This window comes from Mycobacterium sp., from assembly GCF_025965855.1.
Taxonomy (GTDB): domain Bacteria; phylum Actinomycetota; class Actinomycetes; order Mycobacteriales; family Mycobacteriaceae; genus Mycobacterium.
This window is the reverse complement of record NZ_JAOPWB010000076.1, coordinates 1-22,792: the sequence shown is the minus strand read 5'-3', so window position 1 is coordinate 22,792 and position 22,792 is coordinate 1. Positions and strand designations below refer to the sequence as shown.

Annotated in this window: 20 protein-coding genes and 3 pseudogenes; 9 read left to right on the top strand and 14 right to left on the bottom strand. The window is 66.0% G+C overall.

Annotation, left to right across the window (positions count from 1 at the left end):
• From JWP83_RS05605 to JWP83_RS05580, 6 genes are all read right to left on the bottom strand, one after another.
• Positions 1-554, bottom strand: a 554-nt coding sequence (locus JWP83_RS05605) for a universal stress protein (protein ID WP_297726962.1), incomplete at its 3' end; no start/stop codon positions are given.
• Positions 555-711: 157 nt separating this feature from the next.
• The gene (locus JWP83_RS05600; protein WP_297726959.1) at positions 712-2,169 is read right to left on the bottom strand and encodes a CoA transferase; all 1,458 of its coding nucleotides are present in this window, start codon (positions 2,167-2,169) and stop codon (positions 712-714) included.
• 319 nt (positions 2,170-2,488) lie between these two features.
• On the bottom strand, positions 2,489-3,439 hold the full coding sequence (locus JWP83_RS05595; protein WP_297726956.1) for a DUF5996 family protein: 951 nt from the start codon (positions 3,437-3,439) through the stop codon (positions 2,489-2,491).
• Between the two features lie 49 nt (positions 3,440-3,488).
• On the bottom strand, positions 3,489-4,604 hold the full coding sequence (locus tag JWP83_RS05590) for a trypsin-like peptidase domain-containing protein (protein ID WP_297726951.1): 1,116 nt from the start codon (positions 4,602-4,604) through the stop codon (positions 3,489-3,491).
• Between the two features lie 85 nt (positions 4,605-4,689).
• Positions 4,690-5,277: an HdeD family acid-resistance protein gene (locus JWP83_RS05585; RefSeq protein ID WP_297726949.1), complete on the bottom strand. Its 588-nt coding sequence runs from the start codon at positions 5,275-5,277 to the stop codon at positions 4,690-4,692.
• Positions 5,278-5,545: 268 nt separating this feature from the next.
• A complete protein-coding gene (locus JWP83_RS05580) occupies positions 5,546-6,877 on the bottom strand; it encodes a helix-turn-helix domain-containing protein (protein WP_297726946.1) in 1,332 nt (443 codons plus the stop codon).
• 323 nt (positions 6,878-7,200) lie between these two features.
• On the opposite strand from JWP83_RS05580, the gene JWP83_RS05575 reads away from it, so the two are divergent.
• On the top strand, positions 7,201-8,424 hold the full coding sequence (locus JWP83_RS05575) for a helix-turn-helix domain-containing protein (protein ID WP_297726943.1): 1,224 nt from the start codon (positions 7,201-7,203) through the stop codon (positions 8,422-8,424).
• On the opposite strand, the gene JWP83_RS05570 is transcribed toward JWP83_RS05575, so the two are convergent.
• Positions 8,421-9,017 carry an HdeD family acid-resistance protein gene (locus JWP83_RS05570; RefSeq protein WP_297726940.1) on the bottom strand — a complete coding sequence of 199 codons (597 nt, stop codon included), beginning with the start codon at positions 9,015-9,017 and terminating at the stop codon, positions 8,421-8,423. The genes JWP83_RS05575 and JWP83_RS05570 overlap by 4 nt on opposite strands.
• A 299-nt stretch (positions 9,018-9,316) precedes the next feature.
• Here JWP83_RS05570 and JWP83_RS05565 point away from each other — a divergent pair, with 299 nt between their 5' ends.
• Complete coding sequence (locus tag JWP83_RS05565) at positions 9,317-9,454, top strand: hypothetical protein (RefSeq protein ID WP_297726936.1); 138 nt, start codon at positions 9,317-9,319, stop codon at positions 9,452-9,454.
• 6 nt (positions 9,455-9,460) lie between these two features.
• Here the strand turns inward: JWP83_RS05565 and JWP83_RS05560 are convergent, their stop codons facing one another.
• Positions 9,461-10,744 (bottom strand): helix-turn-helix domain-containing protein, encoded by a 1,284-nt coding sequence (locus JWP83_RS05560; RefSeq protein ID WP_297726933.1) that lies wholly within the window; start codon positions 10,742-10,744, stop codon positions 9,461-9,463.
• 138 nt (positions 10,745-10,882) lie between these two features.
• Between JWP83_RS05560 and JWP83_RS05555 the strand changes: the two genes are divergently transcribed.
• Entirely contained in the window at positions 10,883-12,691 is a 1,809-nt protein-coding gene (locus tag JWP83_RS05555) for a DUF3556 domain-containing protein (protein ID WP_297726930.1), read from the top strand.
• Positions 12,688-14,109 carry an NAD(P)/FAD-dependent oxidoreductase gene (locus JWP83_RS05550; protein ID WP_297726927.1) on the top strand — a complete coding sequence of 474 codons (1,422 nt, stop codon included), beginning with the start codon at positions 12,688-12,690 and terminating at the stop codon, positions 14,107-14,109. The genes JWP83_RS05555 and JWP83_RS05550 overlap by 4 nt, the downstream gene beginning before the upstream one ends.
• A 38-nt stretch (positions 14,110-14,147) precedes the next feature.
• Here the strand turns inward: JWP83_RS05550 and JWP83_RS05545 are convergent, their stop codons facing one another.
• Together JWP83_RS05545 and JWP83_RS05540 are read right to left on the bottom strand one after the other, a co-directional pair.
• Entirely contained in the window at positions 14,148-15,032 is an 885-nt protein-coding gene (locus JWP83_RS05545; protein ID WP_297726924.1) for a 3-hydroxyacyl-CoA dehydrogenase family protein, read from the bottom strand.
• A 331-nt stretch (positions 15,033-15,363) separates the two neighbouring features.
• On the bottom strand, positions 15,364-16,125 hold the full coding sequence (locus JWP83_RS05540) for an SOS response-associated peptidase (protein ID WP_297726921.1): 762 nt from the start codon (positions 16,123-16,125) through the stop codon (positions 15,364-15,366).
• Between the two features lie 44 nt (positions 16,126-16,169).
• Here JWP83_RS05540 and aroA point away from each other — a divergent pair, with 44 nt between their 5' ends.
• The 3 genes and pseudogenes from aroA to JWP83_RS05525 all read left to right on the top strand — a co-directional run.
• Positions 16,170-17,462 (top strand): 3-phosphoshikimate 1-carboxyvinyltransferase, encoded by a 1,293-nt coding sequence (aroA, locus tag JWP83_RS05535; protein WP_297726918.1) that lies wholly within the window; start codon positions 16,170-16,172, stop codon positions 17,460-17,462.
• On the top strand, positions 17,459-18,451 hold the full coding sequence (rsgA, locus tag JWP83_RS05530; protein ID WP_297726915.1) for a ribosome small subunit-dependent GTPase A: 993 nt from the start codon (positions 17,459-17,461) through the stop codon (positions 18,449-18,451). Before aroA ends, rsgA begins: the two co-directional genes overlap by 4 nt.
• Positions 18,399-18,755, top strand: a pseudogene (locus JWP83_RS05525) (alpha/beta fold hydrolase); the annotation flags it as partial. The gene rsgA and the pseudogene JWP83_RS05525, both read left to right, overlap by 53 nt.
• On the opposite strand, the gene JWP83_RS05520 reads toward JWP83_RS05525, so the two are convergent.
• Positions 18,736-19,215 carry a helix-turn-helix domain-containing protein gene (locus JWP83_RS05520; protein ID WP_297726912.1) on the bottom strand — a complete coding sequence of 160 codons (480 nt, stop codon included), beginning with the start codon at positions 19,213-19,215 and terminating at the stop codon, positions 18,736-18,738. The pseudogene JWP83_RS05525 and the gene JWP83_RS05520 sit on opposite strands and share 20 nt — an antisense overlap.
• Before the next feature lie 95 nt (positions 19,216-19,310).
• On the opposite strand from JWP83_RS05520, the gene JWP83_RS05515 reads away from it, so the two are divergent.
• Together JWP83_RS05515 and JWP83_RS05510 are read left to right on the top strand one after the other, a co-directional pair.
• Positions 19,311-20,492: a thiolase family protein gene (locus JWP83_RS05515; protein ID WP_297726909.1), complete on the top strand. Its 1,182-nt coding sequence runs from the start codon at positions 19,311-19,313 to the stop codon at positions 20,490-20,492.
• A gap of 12 nt (positions 20,493-20,504) precedes the next feature.
• Positions 20,505-21,002: a DUF302 domain-containing protein gene (locus JWP83_RS05510; RefSeq protein ID WP_297726907.1), complete on the top strand. Its 498-nt coding sequence runs from the start codon at positions 20,505-20,507 to the stop codon at positions 21,000-21,002.
• A 170-nt stretch (positions 21,003-21,172) separates the two neighbouring features.
• Here JWP83_RS05510 and JWP83_RS05505 read toward each other — a convergent pair whose 3' ends face one another.
• The 3 genes and pseudogenes from JWP83_RS05505 to JWP83_RS05495 form a co-directional block, all read right to left on the bottom strand.
• Positions 21,173-21,853 carry a zinc-binding dehydrogenase gene (locus JWP83_RS05505; RefSeq protein ID WP_297726965.1) on the bottom strand — a complete coding sequence of 227 codons (681 nt, stop codon included), beginning with the start codon at positions 21,851-21,853 and terminating at the stop codon, positions 21,173-21,175.
• A 141-nt stretch (positions 21,854-21,994) separates the two neighbouring features.
• Positions 21,995-22,153: pseudogene (locus tag JWP83_RS05500) on the bottom strand (alcohol dehydrogenase catalytic domain-containing protein); the annotation flags it as partial.
• A 400-nt stretch (positions 22,154-22,553) separates the two neighbouring features.
• Positions 22,554-22,792 (bottom strand): annotated as a pseudogene (locus tag JWP83_RS05495) (Zn-dependent oxidoreductase, NADPH:quinone reductase); the annotation flags it as partial.

Genomic DNA, 22,792 nt, shown 5'->3' with positions numbered 1-22,792 from the left:
CGATGCAAGGCTTCGTCGAAGGCTAGCGCCACGGCCGCTTCGGAGGCAGCTGAACCGTCGACGCCGACGTGTATTGGTGCGTCTTCGCGGATCTCACGGTGTGCCGGTTCGGGCGCATGCGCGACCGCTACCACAGAGTGCGCGCGATGGAGCAGCCCCGAGGTTACCGAGCCGAGCACGTCTTGGCTCCACGCGCCGCGCCCGCTTCTGCCGACCACGGTCATTAGCGCATCGCTCGATGCATCGACGAGCGTGGGCACCACACCGGCGTAGCGGATCTCGGCGTGGATGTCCCGCGGCTTCTCGCCAGGCAACTCGTCGACAACGTGTCGTGCTCGGTCGATGATCTGACGCGCCTGATCTAACTGCGCCTGCGTGATGGTGTCGTTCGGGGCCATCGCCGAACTCAGCATGGTTGGCGCGACCACATTGATCAGATTGATCGGCAGCCCCCGCATCCCCGCCTCATGCGCTGCCCAGCGGATGGCGGCATCAGATGCGGCTGACCCATCGACACCGACCACCACGGTGGACTGCATCGCCCCGACGACCATCGCGGCCTCCCGTCTCAAAGTGTCTCCACTCGAATCATGGCGGCGGCATCGCTCGCCGTCACTGTCGGTGAGGACAGCATCAACGCGCCGATCGTGTAACGCCTGACACCGCACCCGCGCTTACCATGCCCGGCGCCCAGCTCACAGGCGCGAAGGGTCAGCTGTCCTTCCATTGCGGCTTGCTTGACCCGCGCACCACGAGTACCGGGTCGTCCCAGCGCGGCTTGGTTTCGGAGAATTTCACGGGTGGGGCGAGTCGGACGAGTTCTCCGTAGGGGGTTTGCGCGGTGATGGTGTCCGGGGCCAGGATTTGGTGTTGCTCGCCGGTGGGGGTTGGGGCGTTCTTGTCGAATGTGCCCAGCGACATGAACCACATCGCGCAGCGCGCCAGATTGACGCGCACGTGGTAGCTGCCGCCTTCTTTGGCCCGGCGGATCAGCGCGGCCTGGATGCCGGCCGCGCCGAGGTAGCCGGCGATGTAGTCGTTCATCACGTGGGTCGGGGGGAACGCGGGCTGCTCGGGGGTGCCCTCTTGGGTGGTGAACCCGGTGACACACAAGGCTTCCATGTCGAACCCCGCCCGGTTGGCCCATGGCCCGTCGTAGGTGTAGCAGCGCGCCGACGCGTAGACGATCCCCGGCCGGCGGGCGGCCAGTTCCTCGGGTGACAGCCCGAGGTTCGAGATTTTGCGGGTGCGATAGCTTTCGACGAACACATCCGCGCCGGCCGCCAGTTCGTAGGCCTTCTGACGGGCGTCGGGCTGGTTGAGGTCCAGCCACGCATTCGAGGTGAACCCGGCGCACGGGTCCTGCATCAGGGCCTCGTGCTCAAACTCTTCGGGATGCGCGATCTGCAGCACCTCGGCGCCGTGTTCGGCCAGCGTGCGTGACATGACGTTGCCGGCGATCACGTGGGTCGCGGACAGCACCCGCAGCCCCGACAGCGGACGTGCCGCCGGTGTGAACGGCTCGGGATCACTGTCACCGATCTTGACGATTTCCACCACCGGCTTTTCGGCAAGTTGCTTGCCCTGCGGATGATTTGCCCACTCTTCGGGCGTGCGCACGACGGCGAACACGAGCTCCTTTTCGGCGGCGGCCTCGTCGAGTTCCATACTGTCCCACTTGGATACGGCGGCGGCGATGCTCTCTTTGTCCGGCGAGCACCTCAAGAACGTGCACATGCTGTTCAGCAGGCGCGGGTAGGCACCCGTCGGCAGGAAGAACCGGCCGTCCTTGGTCCGGTACAGATCGAAGCCCATCGGGTTGCCAATGAAATACGGCAGCTGATACGGGTAGCCGTTGATCGTGGGCATGAACTTGTACATCGGGTTGATGCCGTGGATGGACTTGCGAAGGTCGAGGCTGAGGTCCTGGCCGCGACCGCTGCGCTGGCGCCAGATATCCGCGATTCCCGCGGCCCCGGCCATGATCGGAATGCCAATGCAGGCCCCGAGCCGATGGACGCTCGGAAAGATCGGGTCTTCGCCAGCGAAACTTACGGTGCCTCCGGTGTCTTCGGGCGACAGTCCGAGGTCGTTCATCACGGAGCGGAAGTGCGCGTTGATGTCCGAGCCCGTCGACCCGATCGGCGCCGCCAGAGTATTACTGCTCATGTTGCTTCCCTTTCATTTCCTTGAAGTATTGGCACAAACAAGTGCTCTGTGGTTGTCACCGGCCGGTGCGACGTCGCCCAGCGGCGGGCCGGGACCGAGGCGCACGGCATTGCGAATGGGCTTGCCGGAAAAGCAATCCGACGCAACTAGCGTTGGTCACTCCCCGAGTGTTTCCTGGCGGAGCACCAGGATCATTGGCGCCGACAACAACGCTGAGCGCTGGTCATAGTGGCGGGCAACAATGCTCCAGGTCGGCTTCCGCGCTGCCCGCGCACGGTGCGATCGCAAGGTGATCAACCACCGACGCCATGTCCGGGCGCTAGCTGCGACGCGTGCGGAACGGCAGCAGGCGGTTCGGGTCGTCTTCAAGTGCGCTGCGGTCCCAGTCCCCGAGTTCGGCGGCCGCCTCGTAGGTGGTCTGCAAGAACCGGGCGACCGCACGGTCGGGGTCATCGGCGGTGCGCACTGCTTCATAGGGGAGCAGAAATTCCCCTTGCTCGTCGCTGAAGTAGGTGGTGTCCGGTTCAACGCGGTGGGCGGAGAAGCCCTGCGGCTGCGGGTATGCGTAGGAGTAGAACGCCCCCTCCTTGCCGCCCCCGGGCCAAAAGCCGCAGCTGCTGAGCTCGCGTGAGTACCCCTCGATCATCACCCAGTCCGGGCAGTTAGGGGGTCCGCCCGGATGCAGCGGAGCGACGCGGCCAGAAAATCGTGTGCAGGCCAAATCCAAAGCGCCCCAGAAAAACTGGACCGGGCTGGCCTTGCCGACGAACGCCGCCCGGAAGCGGGTCATCACACGGTGCGCCTGCACCAGCTGCTGCCAGAACGCGCGCGCGGCATCGGGATCGTAGTCAGCGTGCTGATAGTCCTGCCCGAACGGGATAGCGGGTTCAACCTCGTTGGGCTTGCCGATGATGTCCGAATCGATGCCGAGACTGTCGAGAGCCGCGAGCGTCTCTTGGTAAAACTCCGCGACCGGTTTGGCCGTTAGCGGCACGGCCCGCCTACCCCCGTCGCTATGCCGGATCTCGAGTACGTCGCCGACGAAGTCGAATTCCATGTCGAACACCGCATTCCGGTATGGAATTGCGCCGGTGGTCAATCCCCGTGGACTCACGTACAGCGTCACTTGCCACCAGTGATTGAACAGCGGCATGTGAACCATGCGAATCTTGCCGACGATCTGGGTCCACATGTGCAAGGTGTCGCGCGTGGCCGTCCATTCATCCACTGTCAGGGACGGCCAGTCGTGGATCTCAATGGGGCGATTCATGTTGTTCCCGCGTGCTGCACATAGCCCGCCTTTGGCTGCCTGCTGCCGATCACCGTCGACCCTGTTCGCTACCGAGTATAACCTGGACGGTCCGGTGGTCGCCTGGAGCCCCGACAATGTCGAGGGTCATGCGGGTGCTGGGGGCCTTAGACTCAACGGCGGCGATCAGGGCGTCGGCACTGCCGACTGGTTGACCGTCGACTCTCGTCACGAGGTCACCGGCAGACAGTCCGGCCGCGGCGGCGGGGCTATCGCTTACCACGTGGACAACCCTTGCGCCGTAGTTGTTCAGGTCATCCTCCGCCTGCACACCCAACCAGGCATGCGATGCTCGACCGGTGGCGATTAGTTCGTTGGCGATGCGCTCGGCGTGATCGACGGGAATGGCGAAGCCAAGCCCGATCGATCCACTCTGCATATCACCGGAGTCGTGGAAACCGCGCAGCACCGCCATCGAGTTCAGCCCGATGAGCCGGCCGTTCAGGTCCACGAGTGCGCCGCCCGAGTTGCCCGGGTTGAGCGCGGCGTCGGTTTGGATGGCCTCGAATGCCGCCGTTTTGTCGCCGTCGACGACCGTCGACACTGGGCGGTTCAGGGCGCTGATGATGCCGGTGGTGACGGTGTTCTGCAGACCCAGCGGAGATCCCACCGCGACCACCGGCTGGCCGACACGAAGGTCGGTCGAGGAGCCGATCGACATCGGAGTGAGGCCCGACATCCCCTGCGCCCGAACAATTGCGATGTCACTCTCCGTGTCAGCGGCGAGCACGTCGAAGCGGGCGGTACGGCCGTCGTTAAACGTCGCCACGGTTGTCGCGGACTCGCGCGATCCGGCGTCGAGGGCCGCCACCACATGGTTGTTCGTCATGATCAGCCCATCAGGACTCAGAACGATGCCCGAACCCTGTTCGGATTCGGCGCGCATGTTGGTTTGCAGCATCACCACGCTGGACAACACCTTGGCGGCGACAGACTCGACGGAGGGCAGCGCCGGGACGTCGGCCGTCGTCGGTGGAGAAGCATAGCCAGGGATGACGTCCGGGCTGCTGGTCGCGGGTGCACGGGCAAGCAAGGCTACTGCCGCGCCGATCGCCGCGGTGAAGGAAGCGACTCCCAGGGCGCGCAGGATTGATCTCCCGATGCGGGCCGCCCTTCGCTGTTGCACACTGACCAGTCCCGCTCTGTGAGAGGGATATTGGCATGGCCGCCGGGTATGCGGGAGCGCGTCCGGCTTGTGCACGGGCACGGTGTCACGCCGCCAGCTGCTCGGAGGCCGCGTCGACCGTGTGGCGTGCGGCCTTGGCGTTCTTGCGGATTTGGAAGGCCTGTGCGATTTGAACCACGCCGAACAGCACCAGGCATGCGCCTGTGACGACGGCGAGCAGAACCATCGAATGGAACGGCCAAACAAGCACAGCGACGCCGGCGATGACGCAGATCAGCCCGAGAACGATGTACCAACCCCGGCCGGGAAGCGCCCAAAGGCTGCCGGCGACCGCGACCTCGGAAACGCCCAGAAACGTGAAGCCAACTCCAATGCACAGCGACAGCAACAAAATCGCGTAGCCGTCCCCGAAGTGCCTAAAAGACACAATCGCCAAGACCACCGAAACCGCGCCGGCGCTGAACAGCAGGACCCGTACCGCCGCCGACCGGTGCAAGGCGAACGACAAAAACAGTTCCGTCACCCCGCCGAGCAGCAGGTAGACACCGAACAACGTCGCGGCGACAAGGATGGATGGACCAGGCCAAGCCAGCAACGTGCCGCCCAAGATTGCGGTCAACACACCAACCGCCAGCGTTTCCTTCCATAACTGCTGAACCAGAACGCCATTCATGGTGTTGCTCCTTGCCCATCGACATTGTGTTGCAGCACGACGCCCGCAGTCGTTGCAGGGCGACAGATCGGTGCCGGCCGTCAATTCCGCGCCGGCGTATCAATCGTCGAATGAGCCGGCGCCGGCGTCGATATGGTCGCCGACAACCTCGGTCAGTGCGGCTTGTTCGCGTCAACAACGCCCGCAACACCACCGTCGCCGCGAGCCGAGATTGACGCGAACCCGCACAACACCAACGGTCAACACGATCCAGGCTGACCCATCGCGATCAGATCAGGCGGCGACGGACCTCAAGCGCCAAACATAACTCCGCGACATCCCTTGGGCGAGAAAGTGATCGTCCGGTCCGTTTCTCGATCCGGCGCAGCCGGTACCGCACGGTGTTGGGGTGACAGGACAGTCGTTCGGCGGTCACAGCCACCGAGGCGTCGGTCTCCTGCCACGCCCGAAACGTTTCGAACAGGACATCGCGCTCATCGTCAGAAAGGTCGGCGAAAGCGTCCAAAGCAGCGCAGGCCGACTTGACCATCACATCCGGGGCAGCGAGGGCGGCCGTGGCCAAGATGCTTCCGTCGAACACCGCGACCGGTGAGGCATGGTCGCGCGGGCCCCGCAGCGTCACCTTGGCGAAATGCAGCGCCTGCGGCGTCTCGCGCAGATCGTTGAATCGCGCGCTCACACCCACGCGGTCGATTGCCGACCGAGACAACAAAGCGACAACCTTGTCGAATAGCCGCTCTGATGTGAGGTGCACGATCCCGACGTGCCAATCGGGGAGCAGCCGCCACGCCGAGTACACATCGAGGCTGCGCAACTTCGATTCAATGAGCGGCAGCGGCTCGGTGCACCCGGACCGAACCTCGGCGGCAATGACCACAAAAGGACCGTCCCTGGGCAGCCGAAGATGGCCGGCGACCTCGGACAAGCTGCAGTCGTCGAAAACTCGGCCCTCAAGTAGCGAGTCGATCAACGCCGGGCGCCGCGAGGTGTCATCGAGCACTTGACGCTTCTGCTCGTCGCGGTATCCGGCCACCAGAGCGGTGCCGATCAATTCGGCGAAGCCGCTGATACGAACCTCGGTGTCGGCGGGCATGGGCCCGTCGTCAATCGAACCGACGGCCACCAGACCCCACACACGCCCATCGACGATGACCGGCGCGCCCACCGCGGCGTGGATGCCCACCGCACGCACGCGGGCGGCGAGTGGCCCCGCTCTGTTCTTGTAGCTGTCCATCCGCGCGGGCCGGCCGGTGCGTTGCACCATCGCTGCGATCGTCTCGCCCTCGATCGGGGTTCGAGTGCCAAGCGGCCACGTCACCAGGGCCCTAGGGTGGGCAGCCGCGCCCACCATCGTGATCTCACCGCTTTCCTCATAGCGCCACAATCCGGCGGTGAACACATTCATGCATCGGCGCATCTCGTCTGTGACCGCGTCGAACACCTCCGACGGTTCGACCCCGCGGGCCACGAGCATGGCAAGTCGTCGCAGCGCCGCCTGCTCTTCGGCGAGCCGGCGATATTCGGTGTAGAGCTGGGCGTTGTCCAGTGACGGATCCAGTTGCCCCGCCGCAACTTCTCCCGCGGTTACAAGTTCGTCCATGGCTCGCCTCTGCAAATTACGGTGGACAGTCTGCTCAACTGCCGGAGCTCGCCCCCTTCACGTTGTCGGGCATCGCTGACGCGACATGCCTACGAGGCGCTACCACCACCATCGCCGAAATTCGTGCCGCCGTCGATGTCACCGGTCACACGATTGACGGGCCGCCCCTGTGCCTGATCACAACAGAAGCATGCGCGCGACGCAGGTGGGACACGGTCCCACGGCCAGCACCGCGCGCATTCAATGTCCGCGCAGGTCACCGGATCCGACCGGCTTGGGCCGACCGTTCACATCCACACCGAACGAGCCTATGGTTTCGGGATATGAGCGCGGTACCGCAGGCCGACGCCGCTCGGCACGGCACGACACCCGATCCGCACGTGATCAGGCTGGGGAAGCTCATGCTGGCCCGCACCCCGAGGCTGGGAAAAGCTATGGGGGATCTGCTTTGCCGTGAGATCGACGCGTACCGTGACGGCACCGTCGTGACGAAGGATGAAGTAGCCGAAAGTTGTGTCGCGAACGTGACCTTCATCTTCGACTCACTCGCCGGCAGCGCCGACGTCGACGTGTCGCCTGCCGAGCGCACCGGGACTGCGCGCGCGGTCGCCGGTGTGCCGCTGCCGGCGGTGATGACCGCCTATCGGATCGGATTCCGATTCATGTGGGAAGAGACCCTCGCCACCGCTCGCGCCGCGGCAATACCCACCGACTCGATCCTGGATGCCACGGCACGCGTCTTCTTCGCTCAGGACACCTTCACCCAAGCGATGGCCAGCTCCTATCGCCACCAGCTGACCCTGCAGATTCTCGAGCAGGAAGAAGAGCGATCGGCGCTGGTAGAAGCGCTGCTGTCGCGGCGGATCACCGACTCGCAAAGTCTCTGGGAGGCGGCTGACCTGTTGCGGCTACCGACCTCGGGACCGTACGTCGTCGTGGCCGCGGAGCTGCGCGCGATCGGGAAGCTGGGATTACCGAAAATCGAAAACAAGCTGTCCGTCCGCGACATTCGGTCCGCGTGGCGGCTACTGCCTGACTTACAGGTCGGCATCGTCCACCTGAGAGACTCCCCGGTGCAAGCGGCCCTCGCCGCTCTTGTCGAGGTACTCCGCCAGGTCGCCACTGCTCGAGTCGGCATCAGTCCGCCGTTCCAGGGGCTGACCGAAACCAGTGACGCGCTGCGATTCGCGCGGCTGGCGGTCACCGGAAAACCGTTGACCGAGTCACTCGTTGCTGTTTTCGACGACACTCCCCTTGCTATCGCGGCGGTCAGCGCCCCGGAGGCCATGGGGAAGATCAGGTCGTCAGTATTAGGGCCACTCGACGCACTGCCAGCCGAGGAGCGCACGGTGCTGCTCAATACGTTTCGGGCTTGGGTAGAGGCGGGCGGCTCCACCAACGAGACTGCGGGGAAGATCTTTTGCCATCCCAATACCGTGCGGCACCGGCTGCGCCGCATCGAGGAATTGACCGGCCGATCGCTCTCGCGGCCAAGGGATCTCGCAGAGCTGTGCCTGGCGTTCGAGGTCGAGCGGCGACTGCCTTAGGCGGCCCCGACAGATCCCGTCGCGTGTTTCGCCCGGCTGCGAACCTGGAGCGCGGTGATCACGTCGACGATGCCGATGGCGATCAGCCAGCAGCCGGCGACCAGGGTCAGGACCGCGATCGAGTCAAGCGGCGAGACGATCAGCACGGCGCCGCCGACCACGATGATCAGCCCGGACAGCACCTGCCAGCCGCGCCCCGGCATGTGGTCCAGGGATAACGCCGCGGCGAGCAGGGTCATCCCGCGGAACAGCCAGCTGACGCCGATCCAGATGGCCAAAAGCGTGACCGCCTCGAATTTGTCGCGGAAGCAGAAGAATCCCAGAACCAGCGACACGATGCCGGTGATGAACGTCAACACTCTCATCGCGGCACCGGCGTGCGCGCCGAACGCGGCAAACACATAGCCGATTCCGGAAACCACCAGGTAGATGCCGAACAGGACACCCGCCACGAATAGCGTCTTGCCCGGCCAGGCCAGCACGATGACACCCAGTGCCACCGCTAGGACACCGATGAACAGAAGCAACTGCCACGCGCTGCGAGCAAGCTGGCGCAGCGGACCTTCAAAAACGGGGTTGTCGCTAGTTGTCATGGCAATATGATTCGCCATCGCGGCCCTAAACAAAATGCCCGAAGCGACACAATTCTGCAACGCGCACAGTTACCGCGAACGATGTCGGGCTCAAACCGCTGATGTATGGCGCGACCCTTTTGTCGCTGGAAGACAAAGGCGCGTCGCAAGTTGATCGTCTGGCGACATCGCCGCGGCAGTGCTAGCGCTGTTAAGTTTCTCGACGAACGCAACGCCGCGTTATCAGCAATCCAGCTGAAACATAAAGTGCCACAACTTATTCCGATGATTCCGCGACGCGGAGAAACGTAGGTGAAACCATGTTCCTGCCCCTCTTCATCCTCCTGGTGGTCCTGGCCCCGGTCCTCGTCCCGGCGATCATCACCGCCGCCCACGTCATTCTCGGGACCAACCGGCCGGCCGCGACGGCTCGCAACCTGCGGCCCGCCGCCGCATAATCCCGGTCACTTCGACTGCAGCACCGCGGTGCCGTACCAGTGACAGGCAAGCAACGCCAGTTCGACCTCGAGCCGGTCGCTGCCGATCTCCCGACCGCGCCGGGCGACAGCGCGGCCCACGCGGTACTTCACCGAGTTGAAGTGCAGGTTCAGCTCCTCGGCGGCCAACTTGTAGCTGCCGCCGCAGGCCAAATACACCCGCACCGTCTCGCGCAGCCGCGCGTCGTTCTCGTTGTCGCCGGCAAGATTGCCCAGCACGGCCGCCACCCAGTCGCGGGTGCCGGCGACGTCGCCGCCGAGGCGCGCCACTACGGACAACCCCGGATCATCGGCGGCGATCACCGTCGGCGCCGACGAATTGGGCCGCTTCCGGAGGATCGCGACGCCGCGTGCCTCCTCTGCCTCGCGGTGTGAGCGGCGAAAACCTTCGACGCCCGCGGCCATCGTCCCGATTGCCACACTCGGTGGGTCGGGTCGCGTCTGCACGAACCGGCGCACCCCTGCAACGACATCGGCCACCGCGGAACGCCACGGCAGCCACGCCCACGCGCAGCTTTGGTCGGCAGCAACGAACAACGGGCTGGCGGCGGCACCGGCGGTTTCGCCCAGATCTCGGGCGAACCGCTGCAGCCGGGCAAGTTCGTCGCCTTCGGCGCCGGGGTACCAGATGACCAGCGCCAGGTGATGCCACCGCAGCGGATAGCGGATCGACGTGGTTACTGCATCTACATCGACGGCCTTGTCGGCAGCCAGAATCTCTCGCACCCGCAGGCTGCGAAGACTGTTCTGGTTCTCCAGCCATCGTTCGCGTTCGTCTTCATAGACGGCGACGACTTGCTGTGACATCCAGTCGATGTACTCGAACATCGTGCCGGTGATGGCCTCGATTACCGCCACTCTCACCGGTTCCGGGATGTCGATTTCCCGCAGTTCGGCGAAAACCAGCTCGTTCATCCGGCGTTGACCGAGCCGATAGGCGCGAACCAGCGCATTGACCGGCACCCCGTGCTGCGCCAATCTGCGCGCGTACTCCAGCGCCGCGGTGGGCGCCTCGACGCGCTCGACCGCGATGTCGTAGCGCAACGCGTGCAAGAGCGTGTCCACGTTGCCCTCGACGCTGGTCCCCAGCAACTCAACCAGCGCCGCGTCGCCACGCAGCTCCGGGATCTGCTCCTCGAGGGCGCGACGAATGACGGACGACGCGTCGGCCGCCCGATGATGCAACCGGTCGGCGATCTCGGCGACGTAACTGTTCACCCCGACGCCCGTGTCGAGCTGCGGTTTCTTCACCCCAATGACGTTAGACGCGGTTGTCGTCCGGCGATAAGACCGCCTCGCGGTTTTGTTGATCCGCAACTGTCTCAAAGAGCGCACACTTCCTAATGTGGGCGCCACTCTCGGCAAATAACTGTCAAAGGAGCCACTCGAATGGGATTCACCAAGCCGTACCTTCCGGATGTTGATCCGGACACCTTCCTGAGGAAGCCGCTGATGGAGCGGATGCGGATCCTCGCCACCGATTGGGCCGAAAATGGCTTCGGCTCGCCGCGGATGATCCACACTATCTACATCGTGAAGCTGGTCGTGTTCTTCGCGATCGGCGGCATCACCGTCGCGACGGCGACGTCGGGGCTGCCCGCCTTCTGGCACGTGACGCAATGGTGGAACCAACCGATCGTCTTCCAGAAGGTCATCCTGTGGACCGTGCTGCTCGAGGCCATTGGCGTGGCCGGCTCGTGGGGGCCGCTGGCCGGCAAGGTCAAGCCGATGACCGGCGGCATCCTGTTCTGGGCCCGACCGGGAACCATCCGGCTGCGGCCGTGGAAGTGGATGCCGTTCACCCGCGGCGACCGGCGCACGTGGTTCGACATTGCGGTCTACCTGGCACTACTGGTGAGCTTGGCCGTCCCGCTGCTGTCACCCGGTGTGCACAGCGACTCGCTCTCAAAGGCGGTGCCGGGCAACACATCCGGCCTGGTGAACCCGGCTCTGCTGGTCGCGCCGATCGCGCTGCTGGTGCTGATCGGCCTACGGGACAAGACCATCTTTCTCGGCGCCCGTGGCGAGCAGTACCTGCCGGCGATGTTCTTCTTCGCCGTGCTGCCGTTCGTTGACATGATCATCGCGATGAAGATGCTGATCGTGGTGGTGTGGGTCGGCGCCGGCTTCTCCAAATTCGGTAAGCACTTCTCCAACGTCATCCCGCCGATGGTGAGCAACACGATTTTCGCGCCCAAATGGGTGCGGCGCGCGCACTACCGCGACTTCGGGCGCGACATGCGGCCGTCGCGGCTGGCGGACATCATGGCTCACGTCAATGGCACCACGGTCGAGATCATCGCTCCCCTAGTCCTGTTCTTCTCCACGAACAAGTGGGTGACGCTGCTTGCGGCGCTGTTCATGGTGGGCTTCCACCTGTTCATCATCTCGACCTTCCCGCTCGCGGTGCCACTGGAATGGAATGTGGTCTTCGCCTACACCACGATCTTCTTGTTCCTCGGCTTCCCGAACGCGAACGGATATGCGCCCTGGAACATGTCGCCACCGTGGCTGGCCCTCGTCATCGCCGCGGGTCTGCTGTTCTACCCGATCCTGGGCAATCTGCGACCCGATAAGGTGTCCTTCCTGCCGTCGATGCGGCAGTACGCGGGCAACTGGGCCTCGGCGTTATGGACCTTCGCGCCCGGTGCCGAGCAGAAGCTGAACAAGGTCACCCGCTCGGCGGCCAACCAGATCGATCAGTTCGTTGCGGCCGGCTACGAGCCGAAATGGGCGGAGGTCACCCTGCAGAAGACGACAGCGTGGCGAAGCATGCACAGCCAAGGCCGTGGATTGCTCTCGCTGCTGTTAACCCACCTGCCCGACATCGACACGCGCACCGTGCGGGAGGGTGAGTTCGTGTGCAATTCCCTGATCGGGTTCAACTTCGGCGACGGTCACCTGCACGATGCAGACATGATCCGCGCCGTGCAGGACGAAGCCCGATTCGAGCCGGGCGAGTGCGTGATCGCCTGGGTGGAGTCGGAGGCCTTCGGCAGCGGCGTTCAGCATTATCAGTTGATCGACGCCGCGCTCGGGGTGGTCGAGCGCGGGACCTGGAAGGTGGCCGACGCGGTCGCCGAACAACCCTGGCTGCCCAATGGCCCCATCCCCACGCAGGTCAGCTGGTCGCTGCGCGGAGCCTCGCCGGACGATGCTCCGAACGACCAACGGCACGGTCACGGAGCGTTGGCATGAGCACCGCGCTGGTGGTGGGCGGCGGGCCCAACGGGCTCGCCGCCGCCCTCTCCCTGGCCGCCGAAGGCGTGCAGGTCACCGTGGTCGAAGCCGCGGACGAGGTGGGCGGCGGTGCCCGCAGCAGCGAAGGAATCATCCCCGGCCTGCTGCATGACCACTGCTCGGCCATCCACCCGATGGCCGTCGGCTCGCCGTTCCTGAGCCGCTTCGACCTGCAGCGGTACGGGCTGACGTGGCGCTGGCCGGAGATCGATTGTGTGCATCCCCTCGACAGTGGCGGCGCCGGCGTACTGCACCGCTCGGTGGAGCAGACCGCGGCGGGTCTCGGTCGCGACGGGTCGCGATGGCGGCTCGCGTTCGGCTACCCGGCCGCCCGGTTCGACGCGTTGAGCGAGGACATCATGGGGCCGCTGCTGCGGTTCCCGCATCACCCGCTGATGTTGGCGCGCTTCGGTGCGCCCACCGTGCTTCCCGGGTCCACGCTCGCCCGGCTGTTCCGCACCGAGGAGGGGCGGGCATTATTCGGAGGCGTTGCTGCCCATGCCTTCCGGCCGCTGCACTACCCGATGACCTCCGCTATCGGGATGGGCATCATCGCCGCCGGCCACCGGCACGGCTGGGCGGTCGCCGAGGGCGGATCGCAGTCGATCACCAACGCGATGGTGGGGTTGCTGGGTGACCTGGGCGGCAAGATCGAGACCGGTGTCCGGGTTAAGACGGCGTCGCAGCTGCCGCCTGCGGACGTCACCATCTTCGATCTGGCGCCGAGCGCGGTCGCCGCTATCCTCGACGACCGCCTTCCGCGCCGAATCTCACGCGCGTACACCAAGTTTCGGCGTGGCCCCGGCGCCTTCAAAGTCGACTTCGCCGTCGAGGGTGGCGTGCCCTGGACCAACCCCGACGCTCGCCGGGCCAGCACGGTGCACTTGGCCGGAACCTATGCCGAAGTTGCCGCGACCGAGCGCGACATCCACGCCGGCCGCATGCCGGAGCGGCCGTTCGTGCTGATCGGTCAGCAGTATCTGGCCGATCCGCAACGCTCGGTGGGCGATACGCATCCGGTATGGAGCTACGCGCACGTGCCCAATGGCTACGCCGGCGATGCGACCGAAGCGATCGTCGCCCAGATCGAGCGGTTCGCCCCTGGTTTCCGTGAGCGCATCATCGGATACCAAGTCCGCTCGACGACTCAGATGGAAACCTACAACGCAAACTTCGCCGGGGGCGACATCCTGACCGGCGCCAAGGACATTCGCCAGGTGGCGTTCGGGCCGCGAATCACGCTGTCGCCCTATAACATTGGAGTGCCGGGGATGTACATCTGTTCGGCCGCCACCCCGCCCGGCCCCGGCGTGCACGGCATGTGCGGCGCCAATGCCGCCCAACTTGCGCTCGCGTACCTCGCCCGACGGGCGTAACGCCACGGCGAAAACCCGTGCCGCTTCTCGCCGTGGCGTTACGCCCGCGTGCCGGCACCGTAGCTGTAGAAGCCCTCGCCGGTCTTGACGCCGAGCTTGCCGGCATCGACGTAGCTCTGCAATAACTCGCGCACCTGCTTGGGTAGGTGCGGGAACTCTTCGGCGTAGTGGTTTTCGATGTCGAGCACGACGTCGAGTCCCACCAGGTCCATCATCTGGAACGGCCCCGCCGGCACTCCCCAGTTGACCTTGAACATTCCGTCCACGTCCTCCGGACGGGCGACGCCCTCGGCAACCACGGCCAGCGACTCGCGCTTGATGGCCGCCCAGATGCGGTTGAAGATGAAGCCGGTGGACTCCTTGCGGGCCTCAAACGGGTGGACGCCGAACTCGGGCAGCACCGCCAGCAGCGTGTCCAGCAGGCCGCGGTCGGTCTCACCGTCGGACATCAGGTCGACCGCGTTGACCTCCGGTGGCATGTAGAAGTGCATGTTGCACAGGCGGGTTTTGTCGCGCACTTTTTCGGCCATCAGGCGTGACGGATACGACGACGAGTTGGTCGCGAAAATCGTGTCCGGCGGCGCCGCTTGGTCGATCTGGCCCCACAGGGGAATCTTGATCTCGAGCTTCTCCGGGACGGATTCGACGACGAGCCAGGCGTCGTCCAGCGCCTCTTCGAGCGAACTGGTTCCGACCGCGACCCCAACTTCGCCAAAATCTCTGCCCTGCAGCACTCTTGGCAGGTCCTGTGTCACGTACTGAGTCGCGCCGGCAAGCTGTTCGGGGCGCCGGGCATGGATCCGCACGGTTCCGCCACGGCTGGCGAACATCAATGCGACGCGGCGGCCCAGCGTTCCCGCCCCGATCACCGCGACAGGGCGATCGCGGATGTCTTCGAATGTGTAGGTGTACGAGTGAGTCACACCCCGCATATTAGGTCGCGCCGGCAGGGAATGATTCGTCGCCAAACCATAAAGGCGTTGTCTCACGCCGACAACTGCCCTCAGATTTCAAATCACTTGTGTCACTTATGTTTCAATGGCCTCTAATCGGCGTGTTCGATGGCCGGATTGTGACACCATGCGAGTCCGGGAGTTCCGCCGCGATGTGAGTGGAGACACTTTCCAAAGTCTGGCCTGGTGGCGCGATCCGGAGAAGGGCCCCCGGGGAACCAATCCCGTCGACGGCCTCCGAGAAGGCGCATTGCGGTTGCTCGACAGCTAGCGCTAGGCACAACACCGCAAGCGGGCGGCGCTATAGCAGCTTCATCTGCTCTGATTGCTGCTCGACAGGCTCGAGCAGCTCCGGGCCGTTGTTGCGCACGCTGTTGACCAATGTCGACACCTCCCGCATGCGGACGGCACGCACGTCGGGCGCGCGGGTGAGCAGCTCCTCGTCAACCGGGGCGTCGGGGTTCAGCCAGCGGTCCCAGTCGCGTTCGGGCACCACCAGCGGCATCCGGTCGTGGATCTCAGCGAGTTCCCCAGGCGCGTCGGTGGTGATGATCGTGCAACTCAGCAGCGGCGGAGCGTCTTTGGCGGGCTTCCAGACCGACCACAGGCCCGCCATGAACAGCGGCTCGCCGTCCTCGCGGTACATGAAGAACGGCGTCTTGCGGGACCTTTTGTCGGTGCCGTCGGCATTGACGCGCCATTCGTAGTAGCCGTCCATCGGGATCAGGCAACGCTTCGACTTGGCGCTCGATCGGAAGGCGGGCGAGCTGGTGACCTTGTCGGCCCGGGCGTTGATGAGCAGCGGGCCCTTGCCCTCGGGCGCCCCGTCGGGGCCGGCCTTGGCCCACGGCGGGATCAGACCCCAACGCATGAGCCGGACGCGCCGGGTGGGGTCGTCCTCGGGCTCGGCGTGCCGGGTGACCACGGTGGCGATGGTCGTGGTCGGGGCCACGTTGTAGTTGGGCGCCGGGGCATTGGGCGCGGTCCCGGTCGCCTCGTCGATCGCCTTGATCTTCTCGGCCAGCTTGGCGGGGTCTGTCGTCACCGCAAAACGTCCGCACATACCACCCATGGTGGCAGAACGCGGTAACAGGCAATGATGTACCGGTGACGACGTGGACGGCCCCACACGCGACCGCACCGGTGCACGCGACCGTGACCGTTCCGGGCTCGAAGTCGCAGACCAACCGGGCGTTGGTGCTGGCGGGGCTGGCGGCCGCGCAGGGGCACGGCGCTTCCACCATCAGCGGGGCGCTGCGCAGCCGCGACACCGACCTGATGATCGGAGCGCTGCGCACCCTGGGCCTGCGCGTCGACGGGCCCGGCTCCGACCTGACCGTCAGCGGCCGGATCAGCCCGGCGCCCGCCGCCCGGGTGGATTGCGGCCTGGCGGGCACGGTCTTGCGTTTTGTGCCGCCGCTGGCGGCGCTGGCCGATTCGGTGGTGGAGTTCGACGGCGACGAGCAGGCCCGGGCCCGGCCCATCGCGCCGCTGCTGGATGCGCTGCGGGGTCTCGGCGTCCGCATCGACGGCGCCGGCCTTCCCTTCCGGGTCGAGGGCAGCGGGTCGGTCGCCGGCGGCACCGTGGCCATCGACGCGTCGGCGTCCTCGCAGTTCGTTTCGGGGCTGCTGTTGTCCGCGCCGTCGTTCAAAGAAGGCCTCACCGTCCAACACACCGGGTCGGCGGTGCCGTCGGCGCCGCACATCGCGATGACGATCGTGATGCTCCGGCAGGCCGGAGTCGAGGTCGACGACTCCGTCCCTGACCGCTGGCGGGTGCGCGCCGGCGCCGTCGCGGCCCGGCACTGGGAAGTCGAACCCGATCTGTCCAACGCCGTCCCGTTCCTGGCGGCGGCCGTGGTCAGCGGCGGAACGGTGCGCATCACCGGATGGCCGGCGACCAGCGTGCAACCCGCCGACAACATCCTGAGCGTCCTGGGCAAGCTGAACGCCGTTGTGACACAAACCGATTCGTTCCTCGAGGTGAGCGGGTCGGCCGACTACGCCGGCTACTCCGGCTTCGATGTCGACCTGCGCGCCGTCGGGGAGCTGACACCGTCGGTGGCGGCGCTGGCCGCGCTGGCCACCCCCGGATCGGTGTCACGCCTGTCCGGCATCGCCCATCTGCGCGGCCACGAGACCGACCGGCTCGCCGCGCTGAGCGCCGAGATCAACCGCCTGGGCGGCGACTGCGCCGAGACGCCCGACGGCGTGGTGATCACCGCGAAACCGCTGCGCCCGGGGACCTGGCGCGCCTATGCCGACCATCGGATGGCGATGGCCGGCGCGATCGTCGGGCTGCGGATCGCCGGGCTGCAGGTGGACGACATCGGCTCCACCAGCAAGACGTTGCCGGAGTTTCCGAAGCTGTGGGCCGACATGCTGGAGCCCGGCGTTTGAGGCCCGGCGACTACGACGAGTCCGACGTCAAGGTCCGCTCCGGCAGGGGCTCGCGACCGCGTACCAAGACCCGTCCGGAGCACGCCGACGCCGAGGCCGCCATGGTCATCAGCGTCGACCGCGGACGCTGGGGGTGCGTCCTGGGCGGCCACCCCGATCACCGGGTCACGGCCATGCGGGCGCGCGAGCTGGGCCGCACGCCGATCGTCGTGGGCGACGACGTCGACCTGGTCGGCGACCTTTCCGGGCGCACGGACACCCTGGCCCGCATCGTGCGGCGCGGCGAGCGGCGAACGGTGTTGCGGCGCACCGCCGATGACACCGATCCCACCGAGCGAGTGGTGGTGGCCAACGCCGATCAACTGCTGATGGTGGTGGCGCTCGCCGACCCGCCGCCGCGCACCGGGCTGGTCGACCGCGCGCTGATCGCCGCCTACGCCGGCGGCCTGACCCCGATCCTGTGCCTGACCAAGACCGACCTCGCCCCGCCCGAGCCGTTCGCCGAGCAGTTCGTCGACCTCGACCTGACGGTGGTTGCCGCCGGCGTCGACGATCCCCTGCTGGCGGTGGCCGACCTGCTCGCCGGCAAGATCACCGTGCTGCTCGGGCATTCCGGCGTCGGCAAGTCAACGCTGGTGAATCGCCTTGTGCCCGAAGCGGATCGGGCCGTCGGCGAGGTGACGGAGATCGGCCGGGGGCGACACACCTCGACGCAGTCGGTGGCTTTCCCTTTGGGGGGCCCACTGGAGGGGTCGGGCTGGGTGATCGACACCCCGGGAATCCGCTCCTTCGGATTGGCCCACATCCAGCCCGACGACGTGCTGAACGCCTTCTCGGATCTGGCCGACGCGATTGACGACTGCCCGCGCGGCTGCGGACACATGGGGCCGCCGGCCGACCCCGAATGCGCGCTGGACACCCTGTCCGGGCCGGCGGTACGCCGCGTCGCCGCGGCCCGGCGCCTCCTCGCTTTACTCAGGGAGCGATGACGGCCCGCGAGCGTGCGTGTCTGTACGCCGACACGCCGATAATGGCGTACAACTCCGCACGCTCGCGGCAGGCCGGGCGCTGGATCCGCTGCCGTGCCCGATTACCGTCGCCTGGTCCGAAAAGGACACGCTGCTTCCGGCCGCGACATACGGAGCAGTTGCACACGAGCGCCTACCCGGTGCGACGTTCGAGATTCTTTCCGACGTCGACCACGTTCCGATGCTCGACGATCCCGAACTGGTCGCGCGCACCATACTCGCCGTGACCGGGGCCGTAACTCACGTCAAGCCTTCGGCGACCTAGCCAGCCGCATGCCGAGCTCGCCCGGCGGCACCACATGCCCCTCGGCGCACCGGATTTCGACGCCCGCCTCGGCGCCGCAGTCCAGGTGCGTGAGCTGCAGGCGGTTGCGGCCCGGCAGATGGCGCCGGCCCCACTCGAACATCGCCCAGACCACCGGCATGAAATCGATGCCGGCCTCGGTGAGCACGTACTCCTCGCGGCCGCGCTGCCCGGGCTCGCGGTAGGGCCGCCGCTCCAGCAAGCCGAGGTCGACGAGTTCGGCCAGCCGCGCCGAGGTGGCCGCCTTAGTGATGCCGACCCGCCGGGCGAAGTCGTCGAACCGGGTGGTGCCGTAATACGCCTCGCGCATGATCAGCATCGCGGACTTGGTGCCGACCACCGCCATGGTCTTCTCGATCGCGCATTCGCCGACCGCCGACCATTTCTCGCGATCCGCCAGCGCGCCCTGCAGAAATGTCACGTAGATCACCTCCCGGTCTGGGTTGCTTTTAGTGTACCTAGATGTTTACCTGGGTACTGCTAGAGATACCTAGCTTCCGGACTCAAGGAGGAGCCATGGTTCAAGGTCGCGACGCCGTCATCGTCGGTGCTGTGCGCACCCCGATCGGCAAGGGCAAGGCCAGCGGCGCGCTGCACGACGTGCTGCCCGCCGACCTGCTGGCACACAGCCTGCGGGAACTGGTAGCCCGCACGGGCGTCGACCCGGTTCGGATCGACGACGTCATCGCAGGTGCCGTCACCCAGGTCGGCGACCAGGCCGTCAACATCGCGCGCAATGCGCTGCTGGGCGCCGGATTCCCCGAGTCGGTCCCCGGCGTGACGATCGACCGGCAGTGCGGCAGCAGCCAGCAGGCCATCAGCTTCGCCGCCCAGGGCGTCCTCGCCGGCGCCTACGACCTCGTCGTCGCCGGTGGCGTCGAGTCGATGGGCCGCGTCCCGATGGGCACCTCGGTGCTGCCGGGCAGCAACCCGTTCGGCGACGACATGACGCGGCGCTACCCCGACGGGCTGGTGCCCCAGGGCATCAGCGCCGAACTGATCGCCGCGAAGTGGGGCTTCTCGCGCACCCAGCTCGACGAGTTCTCCGCCGGCAGCCACGACAAGGCCGCCCGCGCCACCAAGGACGGGCTCTTCGACAACGAGCTGATCCCGATCGACGGGCTGGCCACCGACGAGATCATCCGACCCGGCACGACGGTGGAGACGCTGGCCGGGTTGCAGCCGTCCTTCTACAGCGAAGCGGCCAAAGAGCGCTTCCCGCAGATTAATTGGTCGATCACGGCCGGTAACTCCTCGCCGCTGTCCGACGGCAGCGCCGCGGTCTTGATCACCAGCAGCGGGGTCGCCAAGAAGCTGGGCCTGCGCCCGCTGGCGCGCATCCACACCACGACCGTCGTGGGCTCCGACCCGCTCTACATGCTGACCGGCGTCATCCCGGCCACCGAGAAGGTGCTTCGTCGCGCCGGGCTGACGCTCGCCGACATCGACCTGTTCGAGGTGAACGAGGCGTTCGCGCCCGTCGTGCTCGCGTGGGCACACGACACCGGGGCAGATCTGGCCAAGACCAACGTCAACGGGGGCGCCATCGCGATCGGTCACCCGCTGGGCGCCAGCGGGGCGCGCATCATGACCACACTCGTCAACGCGCTGCATCAGCGCGGCGGACGCTATGGCCTGCAGACCATGTGCGAGGGCGGTGGCATGGCCAACGCCACCATCATCGAGCGACTCACTTAGGGAGGCGTGAGCATGGCGCAACAAACCAGCTTCAACGGCGTGCGCGTACGCTACGACAGCGACAAGAGTTACGACGAATTGCTCGCCGCCCTGCTCGCCGACATCGGCGACAAGCCGGTGCCGATCAACGATGTCGCCACCGCCACCGGCGCCTGGCAGGAGTACCAGGATCGGGTCGAATCCTACGTCGGGCCCAGCGGATTCATGCTGTTCTCACTGGTCGACCATGGCGCGTGGATCACCAAGGCCGGCATCGAGCGCAAGGTGATGCGCATCATCCTCGGCAACCCGCTCATCGCGATCACGATGCTGCGTCACGACGTGAGCGCGGGGTTGTTCGCCCCGGTCGAGCTGCTGCTGACCGACGACGGTGAGGGCCGCAGCAGCCTGACCTACGTCAAGCCCTCGTCGCTTATAGTCGTCGAGCACAATCCCGAACTGCTCAGCGCCGCAGAGGAACTCGACGCCAAGCTGGCGGCACTGGCCGAGAAGGTGACCAGTGGCTCGTGACCGCACCTGAGCAACGCGGCGGTCGGTATGAGTTGCAGACGATGCGCGAGGGCGGCGGCTTGGCCAACGCCACCATTATCGAACGCCTGGGATAGGCGGTCTCGCCGCTTCCACTAACGCTTGGTGAACGAACGATGGCAGATTGGCGAGCTGTGGGACATCCAACTGTCTTAAATCGAAGAGGGTGCATCGGCGGACAACACGGCAGCAGTATTGTCCGGCTTCGGCGGCCACGGGGTCAGAACGATCTTTCCGCCGAGGCCGCCGGCGTCGATGCGAGTGTGGACCCCTGGCGCGGCGGCGAGGGGTAGGCGGTCGATAACCACCGGATGAATGGCACCGTCGCGCAAAAGTGCGAAGAGTGCAGCCATATCTGCCTTGAACTCGTTGGGGTGGGTCTTTCGCCGGGAGGTGATGCTGTACCACTTCGCGCGCCGTCGGCGGAATAAGACATTGAAGGCGTCCCAGAATTTGAGTCGGGCGATGCCCAGCCCTGCCGAAAGTAAGCCTTCGCGTCCATCCGCCATGGTTTGTGATCCATACCCCACGAGCAGGCCACCGGATGCGAGGCAGGCGTAGGACCGTGCGAAATGCGCTCCGCCGATGGCGTCGAAGACAGCATCGACCCCAGCGGTGAGCTTGTGCATTGCGTCGACGAAGTCGCCGTCGCGGTAGTCAATGGCCTTTGCGCCGAAGCTCTCCACTACCGGCATGTTGGCTGCCGACCACGTGCCGATTGCGTTCAGACCGAAGTGGCGCGCCAGGTCGAGCAAAGCCGTGCCCACAGTTCCGGAGGCGCCAATCGCCAGGATCCCTGCGCCGGGCGCAAGTTGCCGGTAACGGGTGAGCATTTGAAATGCGGTGAGATAAGCCAAAGGGATGCATACCGCCTCGGCGGGATCAACACCATCTGGCACCGGCACCAGGAACTCTGCGGGGCGTATCGCGTATTGGGTGTAGCCGCCGACGACGCACAGATCGGCCACCGTCTGACCCTCGCGTGGTGATGCCACACCGGGACCGACCTTTTCGACGATGCCCACGATGTCGTAACCGGGAATGAAGGGCAATGGTCCCTTGTAGTCCGGGTAGCGCCCACGACGGATGAAGATGTCGGTGAAACCGGTCCCTGCAGCGAGCACTTTGATGCGAACCTCGTCGGGAGTTGCAGACGATGTGCGAGGGTGGCGGCATGGCCAACGCCACCATCATCGAGCGGTTGGGCTAGGCGGCTTCGCAGCCTGGGACCAGCAGGACACAGAGCGCCCCCAGGCAGCCCGGGGAGTGTTACGCATGAGACTCGCGTGGCCGGTCTGTCTGTAGATCCCAGGTTTCGTAAGTTGTCGAGCCGCCGCCGGCACGCGGTGTGGCCCAGGGGGTGTGTTCGTTGTAGGGCTGTGCTGGCGCAGGCAGCTGTGCAGGATGCCCACGAGGCGGTTGCCCAGGACGCCTGACTGCACCATTGTTGCCTGTCTCAGCTCGTGGCGAACAACTTTGTCTCACGTTGTCTCACGAAGGTGGCGAATCTTCAGCCGCCCGCTTTGCGCGCGTTCATCGCCCCGCCACGTTCAGCAGGATCTTGCCGCCACGGAGGAGATGCTGCACCGCGTCCTGGATATGCTCGAGGGGGTACACGCCCGCCACGGGGACAACGAGGGCGCCCTCGGCCACCAGCGGTGCCGCCTCACGAATGACAGGCACCACCTTGTCGCGGTAGTCGAAGTCGCCGACAAAGAATCCGCGGACGGTGAGGTGCTTGCCGACCAGTGTCGAGGTGTCGACCCACATGG